The organism is Endozoicomonas gorgoniicola (assembly GCF_025562715.2).
GTDB classification, from domain to species: Bacteria; Pseudomonadota; Gammaproteobacteria; order Pseudomonadales; family Endozoicomonadaceae; genus Endozoicomonas_A; species Endozoicomonas_A gorgoniicola.
In genome coordinates this window covers 497,006-514,780 of sequence record NZ_JAPFCC010000001.1, presented here as the reverse complement: position 1 = coordinate 514,780, position 17,775 = coordinate 497,006, and the positions used below count along the sequence as shown (strand labels likewise).

16 protein-coding genes are annotated in these 17,775 nt (G+C 47.8%); 9 read left to right on the top strand and 7 right to left on the bottom strand.

Features of this window, described 5'->3' with window-relative positions:
- Nucleotides 1-21: 21 nt before the first annotated feature.
- Complete coding sequence (locus tag NX722_RS02355) at nt 22-849, bottom strand: glucosaminidase domain-containing protein (protein WP_262566550.1); 828 nt, start codon at nt 847-849, stop codon at nt 22-24.
- A 271-nt stretch (nt 850-1,120) separates the two neighbouring features.
- Here NX722_RS02355 and NX722_RS02350 point away from each other — a divergent pair, with 271 nt between their 5' ends.
- On the top strand, nt 1,121-1,705 hold the full coding sequence (locus NX722_RS02350; RefSeq protein ID WP_262566549.1) for a Yip1 family protein: 585 nt from the start codon (nt 1,121-1,123) through the stop codon (nt 1,703-1,705).
- Between the two features lie 27 nt (nt 1,706-1,732).
- Here the strand turns inward: NX722_RS02350 and NX722_RS02345 are convergent, their stop codons facing one another.
- A complete protein-coding gene (locus NX722_RS02345; RefSeq protein ID WP_262566548.1) occupies nt 1,733-3,145 on the bottom strand; it encodes a M60 family metallopeptidase in 1,413 nt (470 codons plus the stop codon).
- Between the two features lie 283 nt (nt 3,146-3,428).
- Between NX722_RS02345 and NX722_RS02340 the strand changes: the two genes are divergently transcribed.
- The gene (locus NX722_RS02340) at nt 3,429-4,727 is read left to right on the top strand and encodes a hypothetical protein (protein ID WP_262566547.1); all 1,299 of its coding nucleotides are present in this window, start codon (nt 3,429-3,431) and stop codon (nt 4,725-4,727) included.
- A gap of 451 nt (nt 4,728-5,178) precedes the next feature.
- Here NX722_RS02340 and fghA read toward each other — a convergent pair whose 3' ends face one another.
- Together fghA and NX722_RS02330 are read right to left on the bottom strand one after the other, a co-directional pair.
- A complete protein-coding gene (gene fghA, locus NX722_RS02335; RefSeq protein ID WP_262566546.1) occupies nt 5,179-6,036 on the bottom strand; it encodes an S-formylglutathione hydrolase in 858 nt (285 codons plus the stop codon).
- 57 nt (nt 6,037-6,093) lie between these two features.
- Nucleotides 6,094-7,224 (bottom strand): S-(hydroxymethyl)glutathione dehydrogenase/class III alcohol dehydrogenase, encoded by a 1,131-nt coding sequence (locus tag NX722_RS02330; protein WP_322740905.1) that lies wholly within the window; start codon nt 7,222-7,224, stop codon nt 6,094-6,096.
- A gap of 167 nt (nt 7,225-7,391) precedes the next feature.
- Here NX722_RS02330 and NX722_RS02325 point away from each other — a divergent pair, with 167 nt between their 5' ends.
- The gene (locus NX722_RS02325; RefSeq protein ID WP_262566545.1) at nt 7,392-8,312 is read left to right on the top strand and encodes a LysR family transcriptional regulator; all 921 of its coding nucleotides are present in this window, start codon (nt 7,392-7,394) and stop codon (nt 8,310-8,312) included.
- Nucleotides 8,313-8,328: 16 nt separating this feature from the next.
- Here NX722_RS02325 and NX722_RS02320 read toward each other — a convergent pair whose 3' ends face one another.
- Nucleotides 8,329-9,924 (bottom strand): ABC-F family ATPase, encoded by a 1,596-nt coding sequence (locus tag NX722_RS02320; protein WP_262566544.1) that lies wholly within the window; start codon nt 9,922-9,924, stop codon nt 8,329-8,331.
- A 268-nt stretch (nt 9,925-10,192) separates the two neighbouring features.
- Here NX722_RS02320 and NX722_RS02315 point away from each other — a divergent pair, with 268 nt between their 5' ends.
- From NX722_RS02315 to NX722_RS02295, 5 genes are all read left to right on the top strand, one after another.
- Nucleotides 10,193-11,308 carry a hypothetical protein gene (locus NX722_RS02315; RefSeq protein ID WP_262566543.1) on the top strand — a complete coding sequence of 372 codons (1,116 nt, stop codon included), beginning with the start codon at nt 10,193-10,195 and terminating at the stop codon, nt 11,306-11,308.
- Between the two features lie 207 nt (nt 11,309-11,515).
- Nucleotides 11,516-12,259 (top strand): hypothetical protein, encoded by a 744-nt coding sequence (locus tag NX722_RS02310; protein ID WP_262566542.1) that lies wholly within the window; start codon nt 11,516-11,518, stop codon nt 12,257-12,259.
- A 69-nt stretch (nt 12,260-12,328) separates the two neighbouring features.
- Nucleotides 12,329-12,622, top strand: a complete 294-nt coding sequence (locus NX722_RS02305) for an IS1-like element transposase (RefSeq protein ID WP_262566541.1) — start codon at nt 12,329-12,331, stop codon at nt 12,620-12,622.
- A 16-nt stretch (nt 12,623-12,638) separates the two neighbouring features.
- Nucleotides 12,639-13,091, top strand: a complete 453-nt coding sequence (locus NX722_RS02300) for an IS1 family transposase (RefSeq protein ID WP_262566540.1) — start codon at nt 12,639-12,641, stop codon at nt 13,089-13,091.
- A 5-nt stretch (nt 13,092-13,096) separates the two neighbouring features.
- Entirely contained in the window at nt 13,097-13,573 is a 477-nt protein-coding gene (locus NX722_RS02295; RefSeq protein WP_262566539.1) for a hypothetical protein, read from the top strand.
- Nucleotides 13,574-13,582: 9 nt separating this feature from the next.
- Here the strand turns inward: NX722_RS02295 and NX722_RS02290 are convergent, their stop codons facing one another.
- Complete coding sequence (locus tag NX722_RS02290) at nt 13,583-13,777, bottom strand: hypothetical protein (protein ID WP_262566538.1); 195 nt, start codon at nt 13,775-13,777, stop codon at nt 13,583-13,585.
- 240 nt (nt 13,778-14,017) lie between these two features.
- On the opposite strand from NX722_RS02290, the gene NX722_RS02285 reads away from it, so the two are divergent.
- Nucleotides 14,018-15,298 carry a hypothetical protein gene (locus tag NX722_RS02285; RefSeq protein ID WP_262566537.1) on the top strand — a complete coding sequence of 427 codons (1,281 nt, stop codon included), beginning with the start codon at nt 14,018-14,020 and terminating at the stop codon, nt 15,296-15,298.
- Nucleotides 15,299-15,481: 183 nt separating this feature from the next.
- Here the strand turns inward: NX722_RS02285 and NX722_RS02280 are convergent, their stop codons facing one another.
- A complete protein-coding gene (locus NX722_RS02280) occupies nt 15,482-17,683 on the bottom strand; it encodes a heavy metal translocating P-type ATPase (RefSeq protein ID WP_262566536.1) in 2,202 nt (733 codons plus the stop codon).
- Between the last annotated feature and the right edge of the window lie 92 nt (nt 17,684-17,775).

The following is a 17,775-nucleotide window of genomic DNA, read 5'->3' as shown; positions in this document are numbered from 1 at the left end:
TGTTAATGTCTTCGAAAGGTTTCAGTGTTCCACTGCTATGCTCTCGCCTTCCAGGTCATAACGCAACAAATCATTACCCTTGATCATCCGCACCAACTCATCCACGTATTCAACACCACGAATGGAATAAGCGTGCAGTCCCTGTGCCAGAATCAGGCCAGTGACTGGTTCGCCTATTTCCCGACGTTTCATGCGCATCTCCCGCATACTTTCATAGTGATGGCTGGAGTTCAGGTTATGCATGTATGAACGTACTGAGTGGGCAGGCGAATCAAACTTCCTGACTTCATAACTCGCGCCTTCCGGACGCCTTTCCGGAACCAGGCCACAACCCTTAGAAAAGCACCACTGTCCAAAGAAATTATTAGCGTCCAGGGCAAAACGGGAAGTTCCCCACGCCGACTCGTTAGCAGCCTGAACCAGCGCCAGAGAAATTGGAATTTCATCAACCTTTATCAGCAGTTCGTCAAAAATATCATCCAGTTCTGTCTTCTTTTCATCCACTTTATAAAGACGCGCCAGACTGTTCACCCACTGCTGCTGACTTTCATCGAGAGTCACTTTATTTTTATACGACAACAATTGCTGACGAATGGTTCTCAGTTGCTGATTCTCTTCATCAACCATAGTTTTCATAAAGGCAAAGAAAGAGGCTTTTTTTTCCCAGACATCCAACATGCTGCCAAAGTCAGGAGTCCCCGATAACGGCTTATCGGGCTCTGTGTCTTCAGTGACCTCTTCTATAAATTTATGAAACAATAAAGGTTGTTGCGACAAATGCCACCAGCTAGACGACAGTACAACAATAACCAGTAACCCCAGAAACATTCTATCCACTTTAGTTGTCATTCTTGATCACACTTTATTCTATAGTAAGGCTTTACAGTAACTCTTTACATTCGCAATGAAACATGCCAACACTAAATGTAATGGCACTTTCATGGCAGCGGCGGTCTTCCATCACCTTGATGTTTATTATTGAGGCGGTGACCAGGAAAGGAGCTAATAATAATAACAAACATCAACCGCTGATTCGTAGCCCGCAAACACAATTGCTACGGAAGTACAGCTCGTCCACATGGAGATGAACACCATGATTTTGAGCCACTTCTGGGGTCTTATGACTCACCCTGATGAAGAGTGGGACTCTATTCGCGAACACCCTCCCGGTATATTACGGCTTTATCTTACCCAGATTATCTGGCTGGCAGCCTTGCCAGCAGCCTGTACCTTTTATGGAACCACCCAGACTGGCTGGTCATTACCCGGTAGTGAACAGGTTGTTCGTCTGACCGAAAGCAGCGCCATGGTGATGTCAGTGCTGGCCTGGTTAGCCATTCTGGCAGGTGTGGCCGTTATGGGTGCCTTTGTGCAGTGGATGAGTGAAACCTTCGGCAGTAAACCGACCATGGCACAGAGCATTGCCTTCAGCTGTTATACAGCATTTCCCCTGTTTCTGGCAGGACTGTGCGGACTAGCTCCCTCTATCTGGCTGGCGATCGTTGCCGGAACCATTGGTGCCTCATGGTCTGCCTGGCTTCTGTATAGCGGGCTGCCGGTCTTTATGAGAATCCCGAAAGAACAGGGATTTGTGTATGCCAGCTCAGTACTGTGTATTGGGCTGGTCGTTCTGGTGTCCCTGATGATCACAACGGTCATTCTGTGGAGCATGGGCGCTGGACCGGAGTACGTGCAGGTGCTTTGATTGGCTTACGGATCAACGCTTACCGGATTACAAACCATCATGGTACAACCAGCGGGGATGTTCATACTTTTCCTGTAAAACCCGATGATAAGCGGCGGAGCTGACTGGAACACGCCAGCTCCGGAACAACAGGGTTAAATCCTGCCCCGTGATTCTGCAAAGGCTTTCAAAAAAGTAGTCCGTTTTTTCCTGTGGCTGACTGGGTATCTGTTCCCCGGGAAGACGGCGAAAATCCTGATAGAGCTTTGTCAAAGGTTTGGTTGATAGCTCGTTTATCAAGATAGCCATGAAAGCTCTTTTTGCTGACAACATTTCATCTATTTCCTCCCCCCAGATGTCTCGGTTATAGCCATAGCCAAAGATATAAAGACAAATATCCCAATAAAACTCAAAAAACGGGAAGTAGTAATAGAGGAAATCACTGTCCCGGAAATCAAAAATAAACCAGTAGCCAGACTGATATCGGTATCCATAGGGGAAGATTTCGGCAAAAGCCTGTGCAGCACCCGGAGGTTCAAAAGCCCTTTCCTCAGGCTCATAATTATGACCAATCTCATGCCGTATCAAATTACCAGAACGAATGGTATCCGGGTCAATGAGTCGAAAAGGGTTCCCGTAGTGCAGCCAGTATAAAACGATGGGATAACCGTTGTGAGATTTTGTCCCGTCACCCATTGATGTCTGAATATCAAGAACAAACTGAAAAGGCAGGTCCGGTGCTTTATCCTCCCTCATCAGCGTATCCGGGCTTAACCCGACCAGAGCGTTGGCATCTTTTACCACCTGATCATAGGCAAGAACGACGGCCACCGGATCGTCCAGCTCCCGAATCATTGTCGAAGGCAGAGCCAGTCTTGTATATTCTCCTTCCAGTTCCGCCCACGGAGCCGGGTAGTGACGAATTTCATTCTGCCATTGCTCCAGCGAGTCCCTGCCAAGTTTAAACCAGGGAGCTTTTACAGCACCTGTTAGTGCTACTTCAAACGACCCGGTTCCGGTATCACTGCTCGAAAGATAAACCAGCCCTGATATAGGACTGGTGCGTGAAAGAGGATGAGTCATATTCAGCGGGATTGAAACCCTGCCATAATCAGGTCTTTTGCGTTCTGCTTCCGGTACATGACTCAGTCGGTCAGTGTGTATGCCAATCGATAGAAACAACCTCGGAGTTAGCTGATTATGATCCGCAGGCCGAATCCGAACCCTGACAGGCTCACCTTTCACATAATACAATCCAGTGCTTTTCATATTTTCCGGGGGATAATTTAAACGCAGCTCAGAAAAATCTCTGGGATGTAATGAAAATAAAAGAGTTTTATTAATCCGCTTAACGCCTTCTGGCACAGAACCGTAAAACCTCTCGCCTGAAGGCATAATATGCTGGTAGGCCTGTTCAGGGTCACTGAACGGGCTCCAGCCAAAACAAGGTGCCTGAACCATTAATAACAGAATGCCCTGACAGAAACACAGCCTTCTTTTAAGTAAAATGAAGTTATTTAAGACCCACAACAAAACCTGCCTCACTATTATTTATTACTTCTCAGGGCGAATGACATAAGATAGACAAGTTTTCAGTAGCCTGCTTTCCCACGCCGTATATTTTTGCCAGCCTCTTCCCTAAGCCAAAACAAACTGGTTTTTGCCAATTTTTTCATGCAGCCGTTCCAGTGTGGTGCTATACGGTGTTACTGGCTGGCTGGTTATCAACCCCATGGGATGTGACATGAAAACAGTTTGCAAACGATTTACCTTACTTTCGTGCTTGTTATTTGTCTGTTCAATTGCCCATTCAGGCACCCCGTCTAAAGATCAGTTTAATTTTTTAAAACACTACGATGATTCATCGGGGGTTGAAAGCAGTCTGGCTATGTTGACTGGTGTTCACAGGCAAATATCTTCCACCTCAATAAATGCCTTTTTCTGGTATGGCATCTGCAAAGCACCTGAATTCGTATCAACCTTTGCGAATCGATTTAAACTGGGCAATGAGGATCAAAAAGAACTTGCTGGTATCAAAACAAATTTTTGTGCACAGCTGGCACCTGTTATCGCCACCGCAGAGGCAACGTTGGCTGGAGCTGTGTCACCCTGGCCACTTGAGCAGGTTCCGTGGCAAGCATTGCGATTTGCAGGAGCAGGAATGATCGTTTTTCGTAATTATGGCAAGGAGAGTAATCTTAGAATAGCCTCAATGATTCTGCTTTATTTCACTTTCGAAGCAACTTTCAGATCGGTAGCCGGGGCCGTGAGTACCAATATGTTAAGAAGCCTCGGTACCATCCCTGAGGTTGCGATGCGTAATGACTGCACCGACTGTCTTGATTATACCTCATCTTATGCCCTCGTTCAGAACACATTATTATTAGTCATTAGTGCCCTGATAGTCGGGGATATAACTTATCAGACAATGATTGGGATAGGCTATACGCCTGCAAAAGCCACCTTTGCTTATGCAATATCTACATTATCGGCAGGATTAATGCCGGTGATATCTATACCAACACTTAATCTTAATCTGGACAATAATTTTATTTTCCGTCTCACAGAGATAGCCCTAATATCAGCCATTATCTCGAGAACCGTCGGCGGAAAAGCCTTAATCGAAGCCTCAACCACAGCCATAACCACGGCCTCAGCCACAGCCTTAACCACAGCCGAATTCTTCGCCAATGCCAACCTCGCTGGCAAACTCGGATTCTTAGCCGGATCCACCGGTGCCTTCGCCGGAGCTCTAACCTTAGCCGGGTCCAATTGTGAGGCCGCCACTATATTCATAACTTCATTGCTGGCTGGACTCATAATCGCAGCCCCGCTTCAGCCTGATAATCCAACTTCATACAATTTTGCGGAAAACACTGCCACTGCTGTATATTCAGCTCTTTTAATCACTTTGACCAATAGCCTTTCAAACTATTTCGTTTATGGCATTCCTCTGGAAGAGCATTTATCTGAAACGGTCCGGAACCAGTGTAAGAAGTTTTATGCCCCTCTGGATTATCTTTCTACAATGTTTGATCGATAGTAAAACCGCGACAGGGCGTAGCCTCACAGCTACGCTCACCGGGTAGAAGTAGAGCAGAGGTTTGTGTATGCCAGCTCAGCTCTTTTTTTGTCTGACAGTCTGAATCACTTCCTGTGCCGATTTAGCATTATTGGGGTACAGGAAATCAGTGACATGCTCAGCCCCGACTTCCTGAGTCACTACATACCGGGCACAGGATTTATAATCGGAACAGCAAAAGTTTGTTTTTAGCAGGTTTGCGGTCGAAGGCATATCTGCCAACGTACTTTGAAAAAAAGGGCACACTTCATAGTATTCACAGGTTGGTTTCTTGTCCGTCATCGTCTATTCACCGTCCGTGGTTGCCAGAGGCTGATCAAGACTCAAAACTCACCTAATGAGCCATCCATGTTGATTTCATTCGGCGGGAGCGCTCAGTTCTGAATACTGAACGCCTGTCAATACTCACCACCTATTGCGACGGATGCAATACACGGCTATGAAACCTCAAATGCTGCTCAATAAAGCTGGCAATAAAGTAATAGCTGTGGTCGTAGTGTTCATGCAGTTCCAACGTCACAGGGTAATCCACTGCCTTTGCTGCTTCCTGTAACGCTTCAGGCTGAAGCTGTTCCTGCAGAAACTCATCCGCCAGCCCCTGGCTCACCAGAACCGGCATCCTTGCATCAGTGTCTTTTACCTTACGAAACAACAGGGAAGCATCGTAGTCTACCCAGTCTTCCTGATTATCACCCAGATAAGCCGTAAGGGCTTTTTGCCCCCATGAAGTCTGTGAAGGATGGCTAATCGGAGAAAAAGCCGAAGCACTCAGATATCGATCAGAGTTTTTCAACGCGCACACCAGCGCACCATGCCCACCCATTGAATGCCCGGAGATTGAGCGTCTGGTATTAACCGGAAAATTCGCTTCAACCAGAGCCGGCAGTTCTGAAGTCACATAATCATACATGCGATAATGACGATCCCAGGGTGCCTGTGTCGCATTGACATAAAAGCCAGCGCCCTGTCCAAGATCATAACCTTCATCATTGGCCACACCTTCACCTCTTGGGCTTGTATCGGGCGCAACAATCGCAATGCCCAGTTCCGCAGCAATACGCTGGGCTCCGGCTTTCTGCATAAAGTTTTCATCGGTGCAGGTCAGCCCGGAAAGCCAGTACAGTACCGGAACCCGGTTGTTCTCACTGGCCTGAGGCGGCATAAAAACCGCAAAGGTCATGGTACAACCATTGACCTCCGATTCATGCTGGTAACGACGGTGCCAGCCACCGAAGCTCCGGTTGCTGGCAAGCAGTTGTAGTGTGTCCATGATGTTTTATCCGGAAGACTCCAAAGCCGTGCAGAACACGGCTTCAGAGAATTGAGATTACTGGTCGAAATGAATAACGGTACGAATACTTTTGCCTTCATGCATCAGGTCAAAAGCGTCGTTAACCTTGTCCAGAGACATGGTATGAGTAATAAAGTCATCCAGCTTGAACTCGCCTTTCATATAGCGTTCAACGTATTCAGGCAGCTCCGAACGACCTTTCACACCACCAAAGGCAGAACCTTTCCAGACACGTCCGGTCACCAGCTGGAATGGCCGGGTAGAAATCTCCTGCCCTGCACCCGCCACGCCAATAACAACGGACTCACCCCAACCTTTATGACAACACTCAAGGGCGCTGCGCATAATATGGACATTACCAATACACTCAAAGGAGAAGTCCACACCGCCATCGGTCATATCAACAATAACTTCATGAATCGGTTTCTCGTACTTTTTAGGGTTAACGCAGTCGGTCGCACCCAGTTTACGAGCCAGATCAAATTTAGCTTCATTAATATCAATCGCAATAATACGACCAGCGCCTGCCATTTGCGCGCCAATGATGGCTGAAAGGCCAATACCACCCAGACCAAAGACAGCCACAGTATCACCAGGCTTTACATCAGCAGTGTTGGTCACCGCGCCCATGCCAGTGGTCACACCGCAGCCAAGGAGGCAAACCTCTTCAAGCGGCGCTTCAGGGTTAATCTTTGCCAGAGAAATTTCCGGCAGTACGGTGTATTCAGAAAAGGTAGAAGTTCCCATGTAATGGTAAATGGGCTGTCCATCAATGGAAAAACGTGTAGTACCGTCAGGCATTAAACCTTTGCCCTGGGTTTCACGGATTTTCTGACACAGGTTGGTTTTGCCTGATTTGCAGAACTTACACTCACCACATTCCGGCGTGTAAAGTGGGATTACATGGTCGCCCACTTTGAGACTGGTGACACCTTCACCAACAGACTCAACAATACCACCACCCTCGTGACCAAGAATGGCTGGGAAAATACCCTCAGGATCATCCCCCGACAGCGTGAAAGCATCGGTATGGCAAACGCCGGTAGCGACCATACGGACTCTTACTTCACCGTACTGCGGCGGCATGACATCAACCGTTTCCATGGAAAGAGGCTTACCGGCTTCCCAGGCGACAGCGGCTCTGGACTTCAGTGTCTTTGCAGACATTGCATTCTCCTTTGTCTGTTGCGCATTCGGGCAACAAATATAAAAGCTTCAAGATGCAACCAGTATATTTTCTTACACACCTCGTGATAATCCGCCAAATCGGAAATAGACTTTTGCAGCCCTGTAATAATCAGGCTTATAATTTTTATTTTTCGTTCGGAGAACCTATGGCCAACTGGGAAGGGATTAGAGAGTTTGTTGCTGTTACAGAAACGGAGTCGTTTACGCTCGCCTCTAAGCGTCTTGGACTATCCATCGCCCAGGTTAGTCGTCAGGTCAGTGCACTGGAGCAAAGGCTCGCAACCAAACTGTTTTATCGAAGTACACGACGGGTTACAGTGACTGAAGCGGGACAGCTTTTTTACAATCACTGTCGTCCACTACTGGATGGACTGGATGAAGCGGAAGCTGTACTAACCTCGTTACAGACGCACCCCAAAGGCTCAATCAAGGTCACCACACCAGTGACTTTTGGTGAAAGGTATATTGCTCCAGTCGTCAATGCCTATTGCTATGAATTCCCCGATATCAACGTTGAACTGAACCTGACCAACCTCCGGGTTGACCTGATTGAAAATGGTTTTGATCTGGCGATACGACTGGGGCAGCTGGACAGCTCTAATATGATTGCCCGACAACTGGGCGTGAGAAGCCAGCACCTGTGTGCCTCGCCGGAGTACATCAAGCAGTTTGGCAGCCCTGAAACCCTGAATGACCTGGAAAGTCACAACTGTTTAATGGGCAGTTCGGATTACTGGCGCTTTGAGGAAAATAACCAGACCCGCAATCTGAAGGTAACAGGCTCTTTGCGGTGCAACAGCGGCAACGCATTGCTGGATGCAGCCCTGAAGGCATTAGGTATAGTGCAACTCCCCAACCATTATGTTGCCCCGGCCATTCAAAGTGGAGAGCTAGTGGAGTTGCTGGCGGACTACCAGCCTCCTGCAGAAGGCATCTGGGTTCTGTATCCCCATAACCGACACCTGTCTACAAAAGTCAGCTTACTGATAGAACGGATTAACCAGAAATTTAAGGAGACTGATATGACGACAAAGGCCAGGACTCCCGGAGAACGCCCCGGCCTTTGAATGATTGCGCTGGCTATTATTCTTCAACCACGCCCTGACTACGCAGGTAATCGTCGTAAGAACCGTGGAAATCGATCACACCTTTATCGGTAATCTCGATGATACGGGTCGCCAGCGATGAAACAAACTGACGATCATGGCTGACAAACATCAGCGTACCCGGATAATTTTCCAGTGCCAGGTTAAGGGCTTCAATGGACTCCATATCCATGTGGTTGGTGGGTTCGTCCATCAACAGAATGTTCGGGCGCTGCTGAATCAGCTTACCAAACAGCATACGACCCTGCTCGCCACCGGAAATCACCTTCACCGATTTTTTGATGTCCGTCTGGGAGAACAGCATTCGTCCCAGGGTGCCACGAATGGTCTGTTCGTCTTCACCTTCGTTCTGCCACTGGCTCATCCAGTCAAACAGGGTCATATCTTCTTCAAAATCAGCACTGTGATTCTGGGCATAATAACCAATGTTGGCGTTTTCGGACCACTTAGCCGTACCGGATTTTGGTGCCATTTCACCCGCCAGCGTGTGCAGCAGCGTGGTTTTACCAATACCGTTCTGACCAATGATGGCAACACGTTCACCCACTTCAACCATCAGGTTTACGTCTTTAAACAACAGGTCTTCATAGCCCTGGGACAGCTTCTCAACCACCAGCGCATTACGGAACAGCTTCTTTTCCTGATCAAAGCGAATAAACGGAGTCTGCCGGCTGGACGGTTTCATCTCTTCCAGCTTGATCTTGTCAATCAGCTTGGCACGGGATGTCGCCTGTTTGGCTTTGGAAGCGTTGGCGGAGAAGCGGCTGACAAAGTTTTGCAGCTCGGCAATCTGTGCTTTTTTCTTGGCATTATCCGCCTGAATACGCTCTTTGGCCTGGGTCGCGGCGGTCATGTATTCATCATAATTGCCCGGGAACAGGCGCAGTTCACCGTAGTCCAGGTCTGCCATGTGGGTGCAGACACTGTTCAGGAAGTGACGGTCGTGGGAAATAATGATCATGGTGCAGTCGCGCTGTTTCAGCACGCCTTCCAGCCAGCGAATCGCATTAATGTCCAGGTTGTTGGTCGGTTCGTCCAGCAGCATGATATCAGGCTCGGCAAACAGCACCTGTGCCAGCAATACCCGCAATTTCCAGCCGGGAGCCACGGCACTCATCGGCCCGTAATGCTGTTCCAGTGGAATATCCAACCCCAGCAACAGTTCACCGGCACGGGCTTCCGCAGAATAACCGTCCATTTCGCCAAACATAACTTCCAGGTCTGCAACCCGCATACCTTCTTCTTCCGTCATGTCACTTTTGGCATAGATACGGTCACGCTCTTCTTTGACTTTCCAGAGTTCGGTGTGTCCCATGATTACGGTGTCAATCACGCTGCACTCTTCGTAGGCGAACTGATCCTGATTCAGCTTTGCCATACGCTCATTCGGGTCGAGGTTGACGTTGCCGGAAGTGGCTTCCAGCTCCCCCCCGAGAATCTTCATAAAGGTAGACTTGCCGCAGCCGTTGGCACCAATCAGTCCGTAGCGGTTACCGTCACCGAATTTAACGGAAATGTCCTCAAACAGTGGCTTATCGCTGAACTGCATGGTGATATTGGCGGTTGTGATCAAATTTTCGTCCTGCTTTTTATCAGTGGTAACGTGAAGGGAGCGCAGAGTACACGGCAAAGCACAATGCTTCAATGACCAGAAATACTCACCGCTTATGATCAAGATATAAACAAAGCAGGAAAAAAAACAAGTGAAAGCGACAGAAGTCCATTAAAAATGGCTGGCTGTATGCAATCGCTTCTGACACCGACAGCGCGCCACAGATAACAGATTGTGCTGTTTTTGACTACTTTAATTGGCAACATAAAAAAGCTGATTATTAACTAATATGTCATTTTTATCGTTTTACCGGCTTTTACTAACAACTCTTTTTCTTTGTTCATTTGCGACCAGAGCCTGCTCAGGTCTTCCTGACGCTGCCTATCAATGGAGCCTTAGCAAAAACGGCAGAACTGTTGCCCGGGGAACATACATTGAAAAATTCGCCTCCTGGCTTCCATCTTTTAAATACACAGACAATAACAACGTGTTCAGACGAGACTCCGTAGTACAAATAAGAAGAACTGTTGACTGGATTGACAGATGGGAAGCCGATAGTCATAAAGAATCCATGGCTTGCAAATTTTTGCGATTAGCAAGCTTTAAGAGTTTAATTCGTTATACATATAGAATTCCCTCTGTGGATTTTTTGGTGGAGCTTAACTATTTACTGTATACCTCTGAAACAAAACGCTCCGGTGCATGGCATCAAATATGGGGAAATCAGCCAGAGTCTTATTTCAATCATTACAGATTACCGAATGATTTTGAGATAGTCAGTCTTGGTTATACTCCAGCAAACAGAAGAAACGTCATTAATATTTTACCTGAAACATTGGTTCTCAGGCTTTCTCTCGGAGAGCCTGAAGTACACCAGTGGCTTTTGGGTCGCATTCGTGATTTAGAATCAGGCTCTGCAGCTATCGCCATAAGGGAAGGTCAACACGGCATACCACTGAATAATATGCCCAGCCTGAGACCACTGCACCGTAGAGGGATAAGATGGCAGGAGCGCATCATTGTGCCCGGTTTTTACGAGCAACAAACTCCGGTAGAGATAACGCTCGTAGCTCTTCAAAACAACCAACCCGCAATGCAAGCCCATAGTTCCTCTTATCAGGTTCCGCGATCCTATAGCGTTGAGATCGTTTCGACCCGGGACCCGGCTCTGAATTCGGGACCGCAGTTTTACATCTCTCTGGTTATCAGCCCCTGGAGTGAGGCATCGAACTACCTTATTGTGTCTCATGCCGACATTTATGAGGGGGATTATCACTTTCAATTTGTCCATCAGAATTTTCCTGATCCGGAGTCTGTTTCTGGCTCTCAGCAGAATGTTTATTTATCCGGAAATGGACAGCTGAGTGACGCATTGCGGGCTCATTTAAATCCCGGGAGTTTCTAAACGTTCAGAACCTTCGAATCGTTTATCTCATCACCACTCATTACCAAAACACCCAATAGTCATGCAGGCACTCGCAATACCAGCACTTAAACGACAATGGGAACATCTCGTGATGAGATATCTGCAATCAGGCACCTCGTTCTTTATAAAATTGACTAGACTGACCTCTCTTATACACAAACTCTCTTTAATATCAGGCGGTTAAAATTGAAAGCTCTAAATTTTATCTTACTGAAAGTTCTGTTTTTTTTACTGGCAATCACAGTGCTGAATTCGCAGGCACAAAATGAATTCAAATTTATTAATAACATTGACAAACGAGAAACCACGATCACAGTGAGTCAAGTAACTGGTAAAGATGATCGGAATCGTTTAAGGGTCGATTCAAAGACCAGACCGGATAACGGCAATGAAAGAATACTCTATTGGCTGGAAACAGATGTAAACCCGGATGGCTCCTGGTTATTATCTGACGCAGTGCATGAGAGCGAGCCCCTGGAGTTTTCTGTTTTGACTCGTCGCTTCCTTGCTGAGCAGACTCAGACGGGACGAGTTGGATCTGTTCATGTATTGTTGCCGTTTGTCTATCTGCATGATGAAACTTTAAGAGTTCGAGCTGAGTTGAGTTATGTGACGATCAATAACGCCCCGAACAATCAAGACGATAGTGCTTTTACTCTTGAGGGAAATTTGAACGTGGTACGGCAAATAGAGCTACGGTCAGCTGCTCCCGTTTCGATCCCTGCCACAGTCGAGGTTGAATTCAATCCGGAGAATGACCAGCTCACGAGGTTTGTGATTCGCACTGCAGAAAGAGAGGATGTGAACTTCACTGGTGAACTGCTCTCAAGTGACAGCAGTGAGCAGGGTGCTGATGGGCAGGATGAGCAATCGGTTGTAAATGATCCGAAAACCACTGATGGCGACCCAAATGAAGGAGAAACTGGGTAGTGGGGTAAACCTGATATTTTGTAGTTGTTTGCTAAAATACGGCGTATGCCGTATTTGTCATGGTGCGATATGAAAATGTGCTCCACACCAGTTCACTGCCCGAAATGTGGCGGTAATGATGTTAAAAGCTTTGGTTACAGTGTTCATAATGTTCCTCGCTACTTTTGCTGTAATGCTGAATGTGAAACCAAGTCCTTTATGCTTGAGTACCGGTATAAAGCTTATGAGCCAGGCGTTAAAGAAAAAGTCGTCGATATGGCAATTAATGGTGGCGGCATCAGGGATACAAGCAGGGTTTTGGGAATCAATAAAAAAACAGTAATAAACACATTAAAAAAAAGAGAAAGGCTTAGTTCAAGTTAATCCAAATATTCAGAAAATGGATCTTGGAACGGGTGCTGTGATTCACGTAGGCCGTGCCTGCCAAGAGGCTGAGATAGATGAACAGTGGTCGTATGTGTTTGAAAAAAGTAACCAGCGTTGGCTTTGGCATGCAGTTGATCATGCGACCAATACTGTTTTGGCTTACGTTTTTGGGAAACGAAAGGATGAGGTTTTCAAAAAACTAAAAGAGCTTCTTGAACCATTTGGTATCAAGAAATTTTATACTGATGATTGGGGAGCCTATGAACGTAATCTCGACGAAAGCAGACACATCATTGGAAAAGAAAATACTCAGAAAATTGAACGTAAAAACCTGAATTTTAGAACTTGGATTAAGCGTCTGGCCAGAAAGACAATATGCTTTTCAAAGTTAGAACAAATGCACGATATTGTTATTGGCCTGTTGATCAACAAAATCGAATTTGGCATTGACATCCATGAAATATAACAGGTTTGCCCCACTACCGAGAAACTGAAAGGACGCAACCTGTCGCAAGTGATTCAGAATCCAAAGCTACTGACGGCGGACAGGATGAAAAAGGTACGGAGGATAAGCAACCGGTCGCAAGTGATTCAGAATCCAAAGCTACTGACGGCGGACAGGATGAAAAAGGTACGGAGGATAAGCAACCGGTCGCAAGTGATTCAGAGTCCGAAGCTCCTGACTACGATCAGGATGAAAGAGGTACGGAGGATAAGCAACCGGTCGCAAGTGATTCAGAACACGAAACTACTGGCGACGACCGGGATGAAAGAGGTACGGATGATAGCCATACTTTGCCGATTGATATTCCAGGAGCTGGTCAGAACCATGCTGATGGTTTGCCGAACAGAACTCCAGCTGATCAATTAAACTCCAGAGCAGGTGTGTATGTGTTTGGCAGTGTAGGCCCGGGAGCAGAGGGTGTAGGTGACACTAACGTTAAATAGTCCTGCAGATCAATAAACAAGGAGTGGTTTGTTTTCGGTTATTGCTGATTTCTGAGGCATGAAAGCCAGCTTCAGGGTGAAAAACAGGGTCAGGCCCTGTTCAGCCCTGAAGTTGATGCCCTGTGAATCGGCTTTCTGCAAGTAAGACCAAAGCATCATTAATACCATCGCCCACCATGGCAACTGGACAGCTGAGTGACGCATTGCGGGCTCATTTAAATCCCGGGAGTTTCTAAACGTTCAGAACCTTCGAGTCGTTTATCTCATCACCACTCATTACCAAAACACCCAGGTAGTCATGCAGGCAATCGCAATACCAGCACTTAAACGACAATGGGAACATCTCGTGATGAGATATCTGCAATCAGGCACCTCGTTCTTTATAAAATTGACTAGACTGACCTTTCTTATACACAAACTCTCTTTAATATCAGGCGGTTAAAATTGAAAGCTCTAAATTTTATCTTACTGAAAGTTCTGTTTTTTTTACTGGCAATCACAGTGCTGAATTCGCAGGCACAAAATAAATTCATATTTACTAATCACATTGACGCACGAAAAACAAAGGTCACAGTGGAAGAAATTTCTCCCGATGGTAGAGATCTTTTAAGGGTCGAGACATTGACCAGTCCGGATAACGGCGGTGGTACTATATCCTTGATGAAGCAAGCAGATGTAAACCCTGATGGCTTCTGGTCATTATCTGACGTAGGGCATAAGAGAGAGTCCCTGAAGTTTTCTGTTTTGACTCGTCGCTTGCTTGTTGAGCAGTCTCAGACGGGACGAGATGGATCTCTTCATGTATTGTTGCCGTTTATCTATCTGTATGATCAAACTGTAAGTGTTCGAGCTGAGTTGAGTTATGTGACGATCAATAACGTCCCGAACAATCAAGACGGTAGTGCTTTTACTCTTGAGGGAAATTTGAACGTGGTACGGCAAATAGAGCCAGCTGTTCGGACTTCGCCCCGTGCCACAGTCGAGGTTGAATTCAATCCAGACAATGACCAGCTCACGAGGTTTGTGATTCGCACTGCAGAAGGAGAGGATGTGAACTTTACTGGTGAACTGCTCTTAAGTACCAGCAGTGAGCAGGGTGCTGATGGGCAGGGTGCTGATGGGCAGGATGAGCAATCGGTTGTAAATGATCCGGAAACCACTGGTGGCGACCCAAATGAAGGAGAAACTGAAAGGACGCAACCGGTCGCAAGTGATTCAGAATCCAAAGCTACTGACGTCGATCAGGATGAAAAAGGTACGGAGGATAAGCAACTGGTCGCAAGTGATTCAGAATCCAAAGCTGCTGACGTCGATCAGGATGAAAGAGGTACGGAGGATAAGCAACCGGTCGCAAGTGATTCAGAACACGAAGCTGCTGACGACGATCAGGATGAAAAAGGTACGGAGGATAAGCAACCGGTCTCAAGTGATTCAGAACACGAAACTACTGACGACAATCAGGATGAAAGAGGTACGGAGGATAAGCAACCACCTGTCTCAAGTGATTCAGAACAAGTTACTGGCGACAATCAGGATGAAGATGGCGTGACAGATAATCAACCGGATGATAGCCGTACTTTGCCGATTAATATTCCAAGAGTTGATCAGAACCATGCTGATGGTTTGCCGATCAGAACTCCAGCTGATCAATTAGACTCCAGAGCAGGTGTGCTTGGCAGTGTAAGCCCGGGAGCAGAGGGTGTAGGTCACACTAAAGTTGAATAGTCCTGCAGATCAATAAACAAGGAGTGGTTTGTTTTCGGTTATTGCTGATTTCTGAGGCATGGAAGCCAGCTTCAGGGTGAAAAACAGGGTCAGGCCCTGTTCAGCCCTGAAGTTGATGCCCTGTGAACCGGCTTTCTGCAAGTAAGATCAAAAAACGGATTGCAGGTGTGGCAACGCATGCGGTCACCGCTGCCCTCGTTTCAGCAAGCGCATAGCATTCAGTGTCACCAAAATAGTACCACCTACATCAGACAGAACGGCTCCCATTAAGCCAGTAATGCCAGACAATGTGGTCAGAAGAAAGAGCGTATTGATACCAAGAGCCAGTACGATGTTCTGCCGGACAATTCGTGCTGTCTTTTGAGACAGGCTGATCATCCCCGCCAGTTCAGGTAAGCGTTCATGGGTCAGAGCCGCATCAGCGGTTTCCAGAGCCACATCGCTGCCACGCCCCATGGCAATGCCCAGCTCGGCAGATTTCAGTGCCGGTGCATCATTAATACCATCGCCCACCATGGCAACAGCACCGTTGCCATTAGCCTGCAATTCACGAATCGCATTGACTTTGTCTTCCGGCAGTAGTTCTGCACGGTAGTCAATTCCCAGCTGTCCGGCAATGGCGGCAGCCGCCCGGCGGTTATCCCCCGTTAGCATAGTGCTGCTGATGCCCATAGCCTTTAACCGCTGCACCGCTTCGGCGGCATCATTGCGCAATGTATCCGCCAGGGCAATCAGACCCTGAACCTGCTGATCAGCCAGTACAACCACTACTGTATTACCCAGGGACTCCAGGGTACTAATGCGTTCAGCCAGATCGCGTTGTTGCAGGGATTCAGTCATAGCTTTTGGTGAAGTGACCTGTACTGAACGCCCGTTCACCACCCCCTTAACACCTGTTCCCGGCATTACAACCACATCCTCAGCCTCGTGAACAGTAATGCCCGAAGTTTTTGCCCTGTTCATAATCGCCGTTGCCAGAGGGTGGCTCGACCCCTGTTCAATGGCTGCTGCCAGAGAAAGTACGTCCGCTTCAGAGCCAGAAAAGGGCTCTACAGCAGTCACCTCAGGCTTACCTTCCGTCAGCGTTCCGGTTTTATCAAATGCCAGATGTTTCACCTGTCGTAACTGCTCCAGAGCCGCGCCACCCTTGATCAGGGCACCAAAGCGGGCAGCCGCTGCCAGGCCTGAGGTCACTGCCGCCGGAATAGACACCACCAGCGCACAGGGACAGGCAATCAACAGCAATGTCAGTGCTTTATACGTCCAGGCGTACCAGCTTGCTCCAAACAGTAACGGGGGAATAAGCATGACCAGCGCAGAAATGCCAATCACCAGCGGGGTATACCAGGCACTGAAACGGTCAACCAGCCGGGCGATAGGTGCCCTGCGTTCTTCCGCTTCCTCAATCAGCTGAACAATACGGTCAATCGCGTTGGAACCGGGTTTGGATACCACAGTGACACGGACGACCTTGTCAACCACCAGGCTACCAGCCATCACTTTTTCACCCCGTAAGCGGGTGACAGGAATGGATTCGCCGGTCAATGCACTCTCATCAAAGACGCCCATAGCTGAAGCATTGTCACCCACATTGTTACCCACATTGTTACCCACATTGTCATCCAGTATGCAGTCAACGGGCAGACGGTCTCCGGGGCGGACTTCTATCAGGTCGCCCGGTTGCAGAAATTCAGCCGGCACATCATTAATTCGCTGACCGCTTTCTATCCGTATAGCGGTATCCGGAGCCAGCTCCATCAGACTCTGAACACCGGCGCGGGCTTTGTGGGCTGCCACACTTTCCAGCATCTGACCAATAGAAAACAACAGCAGTACCAGCGTCGCTTCGAAGGTTTCCCCAAGAACCAATGCGCCAATAGCAGCCACCGACATCAGTGTCTCAACCCCAAACCAGCTGCCATTCTTTGCCTGAGCAACCGACTTGCGAATAAAGGGGATCACTCCGACGATAGCCGGTGCATAAAACGCCAGCTCTCCCCAGCCGGGTACCTGCAGATAAACCAGTGCAGCCAGAACCGTTAATCCGCCAAGAAGCAACAGGTCTAGGTGTAACCTCCAGAATGACGACTCTTCAGCCGTTGCCTGGCTGCCCTCGATACTGAAACCCAGTTCATCCACCTTCGCTTTAATAGCCTGGGGTTTAACAGAGCTGTCCATATCCACCAGCAGGCGTTCCGTTGAGTAAACCACCCTGACCTGGCTGACACCCTGCATTCCTGCCAGTGCCTTTTCGACCTTGGCAGCACAGCTCCCGCAATCCATACCCCTGATAAACCACTTATACCGGAGCACATCGGCTGCTGCACCAGACAGCGATTGAGACCCTGCCCGGGAAGAGCAGTGGGTTGAGCTGCATTTATCCATGACGGCTCTCCATAAACGCATAAATATATGTTTATATGTTTACGGGAAAACATATAAATGTCAATTTATTTGACTAGGTACTGTGCATAACC